Origin of the sequence: Arthrobacter sp. ISL-85 (assembly GCF_018613675.1) — a bacterium.
GTDB lineage: Bacteria > Actinomycetota > Actinomycetes > Actinomycetales > Micrococcaceae > Arthrobacter.
In genome coordinates, this window is the sequence record NZ_JAGGPQ010000006.1 from 174,424 (window position 1) to 180,612 (window position 6,189).

A 6,189-nucleotide genomic window follows, 5' to 3' on the forward strand; every position below is an offset into this window, starting at 1 on the left:
CGCGGCCCGTCAACCCCTGATTTTCGGGGCTTCTGAGGGCCTGACCGATGACACTTGTCGCCCGGATCACATGCGGCGTACAGTGGAAGTCAAGTTTATAGTTTCGATTATCGAATCTTCTGTTCCGATATAGAACACAACCGCCGCGATAATCATCCACAACGAAGTGAGGAAGCCCGTGCAGTTCCACCACCACGGATACGTATCCGGTGACCCGCGTGTCCAGCCAGCAGCCGGCGTCGGCCTTAACCGCCCCGAGGAACTTCCCGACGAAGTGGACGTCCTCATCGTGGGCACCGGCCCGGCGGGCATGCTTGCCGCAGCGCAGCTGTCCATGTTCCCGAACGTGACCACCCGCATCATCGAGCGCCGCCCCGGCAGGCTCGCCATTGGGCAGGCTGACGGCATCCAGGCGCGCAGCGTGGAAACGTTCCAGGCCTTCGGCTTCGCGGAACGGATCATCGCCGAGGCGTACCGCATCACGGAGATGGCTTTCTGGAAGCCCGACCCCGCCAACCACGCGAACATTATCCGGACCGCCCGGGCCGTGGATGACGAGATGGGCATCAGCGAGTTCCCGCACCTGATCGTCAACCAGGCCCGCGTGCTGGACTACTTCGCCGAATACATGGCCAACGCCCCCGCCCGTATGAAGCCCGACTACGGCTACGACTTCCAGGGCCTCACCGTGGCCAAGGAGGGCGACTACCCCGTTACGGTGACACTCCGCCACACCGCCGGACCCAACGAAGGCCAGGACCGGATTGTGCGGGCCAAGTACGTAGTGGGTGCCGACGGGGCCCGCAGCAAGGTGCGCCAGGCGATCGGCTGCACAATGGCCGGCGACCAGGCCAACCACGCCTGGGGGGTCATGGATGTGCTTGCCGTGACGGATTTCCCGGACATCCGGACCAAGTGCGCCATCCAGGGTGCCAAGGGCAGCATCCTGCACATCCCGCGCGAGGGCGGCCACCTGTTCCGCATGTACGTGGACCTGGGCGAAGTTGACCCGAACAGCCACCACTCCGTGCGCGACACCTCCATCGAGGAGATCATCGCCAAAGCCAACGGCATCCTCCATCCCTACACGCTGGACGTCCGGAACGTCGCGTGGCACAGCGTGTATGAGGTGGGCCACCGGTTGACGGACAGGTTCGACGACGTCCTGCCGGCGGAGCGCCGCACACGCACTCCGCGGGTGTTCATCACCGGCGACGCCTGCCACACCCACAGCGCCAAAGCCGGCCAGGGCATGAACGTCTCCATGCAGGACGGCTTCAACCTCGCCTGGAAGCTGGGGCATGTGCTGGAGGGCCGCAGCCCGGAGAGCCTGCTGTCCACCTACTCGGAGGAGCGGCAGGTGGTGGCCAGGAACCTGATCGACTTCGACAAGGAATGGTCCACCATGATGGCCAAGAAGCCGGAGGAGTTCGAGCACCCCTCCGACCTGGAGGATTTCTACGTGCAGACCGCCGAATTCCCGGCCGGCTTCATGACCCAGTACGCGCCGTCCCTGATCGTCGGCAGCGCCGACCACCAGGACCTGGCCGCCGGCTTCCCCGTGGGCAAGCGCTTCAAGTCGGCGCCCGTGGTCCGGGTGGGGGATACCAACCCCCTCCACCTGGGCCACCATGCCACGGCCGACGGGCGGTGGCGGATTTACGTCTTCGCCGACCCGGCGCTTCCCGCTTCCAACTCCGCCACGGACGTGCTCGCCGAGTGGTTCGCCAACTCACCGGAATCACCGCTGGCAGCTACGCCCGCCGGCGCCGACGTGGATGCGTGGTTCGACCTGAAGGTCATCTACCAGCAGCCGCACACCGCCGTCGACATCAATGCGGTGCCAGCCGTGTTCAAACCGTTGGTGGGCCCGTTCAAGCTGACTGATTACGAGAAGGTGTACGCCACGGACCCCAAGGCGGACATCTTCGACCTGCGCGGCATCGACCGTAACGGCGCCGTGGTGGTGGTCCGCCCGGACCAGTACGTGGCGAACGTCCTGCCGCTGGCGGCAACCGCGGAGCTCGGCGCGTTCTTCGAACGGATGCTGAAGGCCGGGCCAGCGGCACCGCGTCAGGCGGTTGCGGCGGCGGCCCGGTAGTCGTCCGCGGCGTATACGCCGAGGATCCGCACCTCGGTGGTGAAGAAGTCCAGTTCCTCGAGGGCCAGCTTTAATGGCAGGTCCCCGGGGTGGCCTTCAACGTCCGCCATGAACATGGTGGCGGCGAACTCGTTGCCCACCATGTAGCTTTCCAGCCGGGTCATGTTCACGCCGTTGGTGGCAAACCCGCCCAGCGCCTTGTACAGGGCGGACGGGACGTTGCGGACGCGGAACACAAAGCTGGTGACGGCCGGTCCGGGAAGATCCTCCCGGGCCGGCAGCGCCGTTTCCCGGGCCAGGACCACGAAGCGGGTGGTGTTGGAGGGATCGTCCTCAACCCGGGAGGCCAGGACCTCCAGTCCGTAGATCTGCGCTGCGAGCGGGGGAGCAAGGGAGAGCTTGCGGGGATCGTTCCACTCGGCCACTTCCCGGGCAGAGCCTGCTGTGTCACCGGCGATGACCGGCTTGAGACCGTGTTCGCGGATCAGCCTCCGGCACTGGCCCAGGGCATGGATGTGGCTGTGGACCTCGGTGGCGCCTTCGATGGTGCTGCCCGGTATGCCCAGCAAATCGAAGTGGATGGGCAGGAAGTACTCGCCCACGATCTGCAGGTTGGACTGCGGCAGGAGGATATGGATGTCCGCCACGCGCCCGGCGATGGAGTTTTCGATAGGGATCATGGCCAGTTCCGCCTCGCCGCTGGTCACCAGCTCAAAGGCGTCCTCGAAGCTTGCGCACGGGACGCTTTCCATGTCCGGGAACATCTGCTGACACGCGATATTGGAGTTGGCGCCGGGCTCACCCTGGTACGCAATCTTGGAGGCCATGATCCGTATGGTTTCACGCCCCGGCGTCCGATACGAAAATACTCCTGCGTGCTACGCCGGTGTGACGCGCAGCCAGAGGTATTGCCGGGGGAGGAGGGTGACTCCGTCGTCCAGTTGCATGGCTGCTTCGGACAGAAGGTCGACGGCGGCAGGGGAGTACCCGCCGAAGGTTTCCGCCGGGAGGGTCTGGGCGGAGTCGCTGAAGTTGGCCAGGGCCAGGATGGTGCTGTCGCCTTCCACGTCGCCCGGCCGCTGGTAGGCCAGCACCGAGCTGTTGTTTGTGCCGAAGTCGATCAGCGTGGTTCCGGCCAGTTCCGGGGTGGCGGTCCGAACCTCCAGCATCCGTTTCAGGCCCGCGTACACTGCGCCCTCCGGCGTGGAGGGGTCCAGGCGGCGGGCGTACTGCTCCGCGGGAAAGTGCGGCCGGTGCACCCAGCGGCTGTCCTCCTCGTGGCCCGGTTCGGACGCGTACCCGTAGTCGTTCACCTGCCCCACCTCGTCACCCAGGTACAGCAGCGGGACGCCGCCGGTGCTGAAGGGCACCGAGTGGGCCAGGAGGATCCGTTCCACCGCCTCAGTCGGGTCCACCTCCATGCCGCACAGGGACGCCGTCGTGCCTGAAATGCGGCAGTCACCTGTCTTGGGGTTGTCCTGGAAGGGGACGCCGCGGGCGAAGCTGCCCGGAAACCGGTTCACGTAGAAGGAGTTCAGGAAACGGCGGTGGTCGAAGCCATTGATGCCTAATTCCGCCGCGTCCTCGTCCGCGAAGGTCCAGCCGATGTCGTCGTGGCTGCGGACGTAGTTCACCCAAGCAGTGCCGTCCGGGATGTTGTGCCGCCGGTGCAGCGCCTGGGCCAGGAGCGAGACGTCCCGGGTGGCCAGGGACTCCCAGATGAGCGCCATTTGCAGGGGGTTGTAGGACAGCTGGCATTCGGCGCGGTCGATGTACAGCGCCACCTCGTCAGGATGCACGATCGCCTCGGACTTGAACAGCAGCGACGGCGCCGCCAACCGGCACACTGCATTGAAGGCCCGGAGCAGCGTGTGGGCCTGGGGAAGGTTCTCGCAGGGGGTGCCCAGCTGCTTCCAGATGAATGCCACAGCGTCCATGCGCAGGATGTCCACGCCCTGGTTGGCCAGGAACAGCATCTCCGCCGCCATGGCCCGGAAAACCGCCGGATTGGAGTAGTTCAGGTCCCACTGGTACGTGTGGAACGTGGCCCACACCCAGCGGCCGTCGTCCATCCGGATGAAGGATCCGGGGTGGTTCTCGGGGAAGATCTCCCGGACGTCCGCCTCGTAGGCGTCCGGCAGCGTCCGGTCCGGGAAGATCCAGTAGTAGTCGCTGTATTCCGGGTCCCCGGCGGCTGCCTTCCGGGCCCACTCATGCTCGTCCGAGGTGTGGTTGAAGATGAAGTCCACCACCAGGCTGATCCCGTTGTCCTTCAGCTCGGCCGCCAGCGAGCGCAGCTGCTCCATGGTGCCCAGTTTGGTGTTGACCTCCCGGTAGCTGGAGACCGCGTACCCGCCGTCCGAGTGCGGCTCGGGCGCCAGGAACAGGGGCATCAGGTGCAGGTAGGTGAGGCCCAGCTCCTTGAAGTACGGAATGCGGTCACGGACTCCCTCCAGGCTTTCGGCGTAGCGGTCCACGTAGCAGACGCCGCCGAGCATCCGGTTGGACTGGAACCAGTCCGGGGTTGCCTCGCGTTCGGCGTCCACGGCTTTCAACTCCGGGGACCGCTCCTGCCAGGATTGTGCGCTCTGGACCACCAGGGCGGACAGCTGCTCCAGCCAGTCCGGACGGCCGCCATAGAGCGAATGGAACAGGCTGCGGAGCGTGGGGAAGTACCGGTCGAGGCGCCGGCCAAAGTCCGGATCCGCTGCGAGGCCGATGTTGCGCTCGCGTGCCAGCGCGGACAGCACATACTGGCGCGCTTCTTCGTTCTCGTTAACGGTCCCCTGCATGCCGCTGCCCCTTCCGGCCGCCGGCGGTACGTCCGGCGGCGCTTGCACCGAAGTATTCCATGCCACACTTCAAAGGCGTCCGACGGCGGCACGGAAGTTGCGCCGTCGGGTGCTGGACGGTCGCTGCTTCAGGCCGGATCCTCCCTGGTGCCCTTAGGCTTTACGCACCGCACGAATTACGAATGATTGGACGAACATGACCCGGACCTACACCATCGATGCGATCCCCGGTGACGGTATTGGCGTGGACGTCACCGGGGTAGCCATGGGTTGCGTGGACGCCGTCGCCGGTCTGCACGGCTTCACCGTCAACTGGCGGCTCCGCGAATGGAACAGCGATCTATACATCAAGACCGGCCGCATGATGCCGGCGGACGGAATCGAGCAGCTCGGCAGCGGTGACGGCATCTACCTGGGAGCGGTCGGAACCCCTGACGTCCCCGATGACGTGACGTTGTGGGGACTGCTGATTCCCATCCGCCGCGAATTCGACCAGTATGTCAATCTTCGCCCCATGAAGCTGCTGCCCGGCGTCAAGGGCGCGATGCCGGGCCTTGAGGACCTGGATATCGTGGTGGTCCGGGAAAATGTTGAAGGTGAGTACTCGCAGATCGGCGGCCGCTTCGGCAGGGGCACGGACGCTGAATTCGCCGTCCAGGAGAGCGTCTTCACCAAAGCCGGCATCAGCAGGGTGGCCCGCTACGCGGCCGAGGCCGCAGCGAACCGGGGCGGAACCCTGGTTTCGGCCACGAAGTCCAACGGCATCATCCACACCATGCCGTTCTGGGACGAAGTGGTGGCCAGCACAGTGGCGGAGTACCCGGGCATCACGGTGGACAAGGTGCTCATCGACGCGCTCGCGGCACGGCTGGTCATGAAGCCCACCAGCGTCCGGACCATCGTCGCGTCCAACCTGTTCGGCGACATCCTGTCCGACCTCGTGGCAGGAGTCGCCGGTTCCATCGGCATCGCTCCGAGCGCCAACCTGAACCCTGAACGCCGGTACCCGTCAATGTTCGAGCCCGTCCACGGTTCTGCCCCGGACATCGCCGGCAAGGGCATCGCCAACCCGGTAGGCGCCCTCTGGGCTGCGGCCATGATGCTGGAGCACCTGGGAGAGGTGGAGGCGGCCCGCTCCCTGGCAACCGCTTTCGAATCCGCGCTTGCAGACGGAATCGCCACGCCTGATCTGGGCGGTTCAGCCACCACGCTGGAGTTCGCCAAGGAAGTGCGCAGCCGGCTGCGGTAGCTGCGCTTGAAAGACGCCGCCTAGATGTATTGACCACGGACGTTAGG

At 65.7% G+C, this 6,189-nt stretch carries 4 protein-coding genes; 2 read left to right on the plus strand and 2 right to left on the minus strand.

The annotated features are described in order from the left end of the window. Nucleotides 1–178 precede the first annotated feature (178 nt). The gene (locus J7I84_RS05700; RefSeq protein WP_214941850.1) at nt 179–2,101 is read left to right on the plus strand and encodes an FAD-binding monooxygenase; all 1,923 of its coding nucleotides are present in this window, start codon (nt 179–181) and stop codon (nt 2,099–2,101) included. On the opposite strand, the gene J7I84_RS05705 is transcribed toward J7I84_RS05700, so the two are convergent. Beyond that, complete coding sequence (locus tag J7I84_RS05705) at nt 2,074–2,928, minus strand: prephenate dehydratase (RefSeq protein ID WP_214941807.1); 855 nt, start codon at nt 2,926–2,928, stop codon at nt 2,074–2,076. The genes J7I84_RS05700 and J7I84_RS05705 overlap by 28 nt on opposite strands. A gap of 51 nt (nt 2,929–2,979) precedes the next feature. Then, nucleotides 2,980–4,893: an alpha-amylase family glycosyl hydrolase gene (locus tag J7I84_RS05710; protein WP_214941810.1), complete on the minus strand. Its 1,914-nt coding sequence runs from the start codon at nt 4,891–4,893 to the stop codon at nt 2,980–2,982. A 196-nt stretch (nt 4,894–5,089) separates the two neighbouring features. Here J7I84_RS05710 and J7I84_RS05715 point away from each other — a divergent pair, with 196 nt between their 5' ends. Continuing rightward, complete coding sequence (locus J7I84_RS05715) at nt 5,090–6,142, plus strand: tartrate dehydrogenase (RefSeq protein WP_214941813.1); 1,053 nt, start codon at nt 5,090–5,092, stop codon at nt 6,140–6,142. The last annotated feature ends 47 nt before the right edge of the window (nt 6,143–6,189 follow it).

Excerpts from the sequence above, each read along its gene's own strand:
- J7I84_RS05715 (WP_214941813.1), top strand. The coding sequence starts at position 5,090 with ATGACCCGGACCTACACCATCGATGCGATCCCCGGTGACGGTATTGGC.
- J7I84_RS05710 (WP_214941810.1), bottom strand. The coding sequence starts at position 4,893 with ATGCAGGGGACCGTTAACGAGAACGAAGAAGCGCGCCAGTATGTGCTG.
- J7I84_RS05705 (WP_214941807.1), bottom strand. The coding sequence starts at position 2,928 with ATGGCCTCCAAGATTGCGTACCAGGGTGAGCCCGGCGCCAACTCCAAT.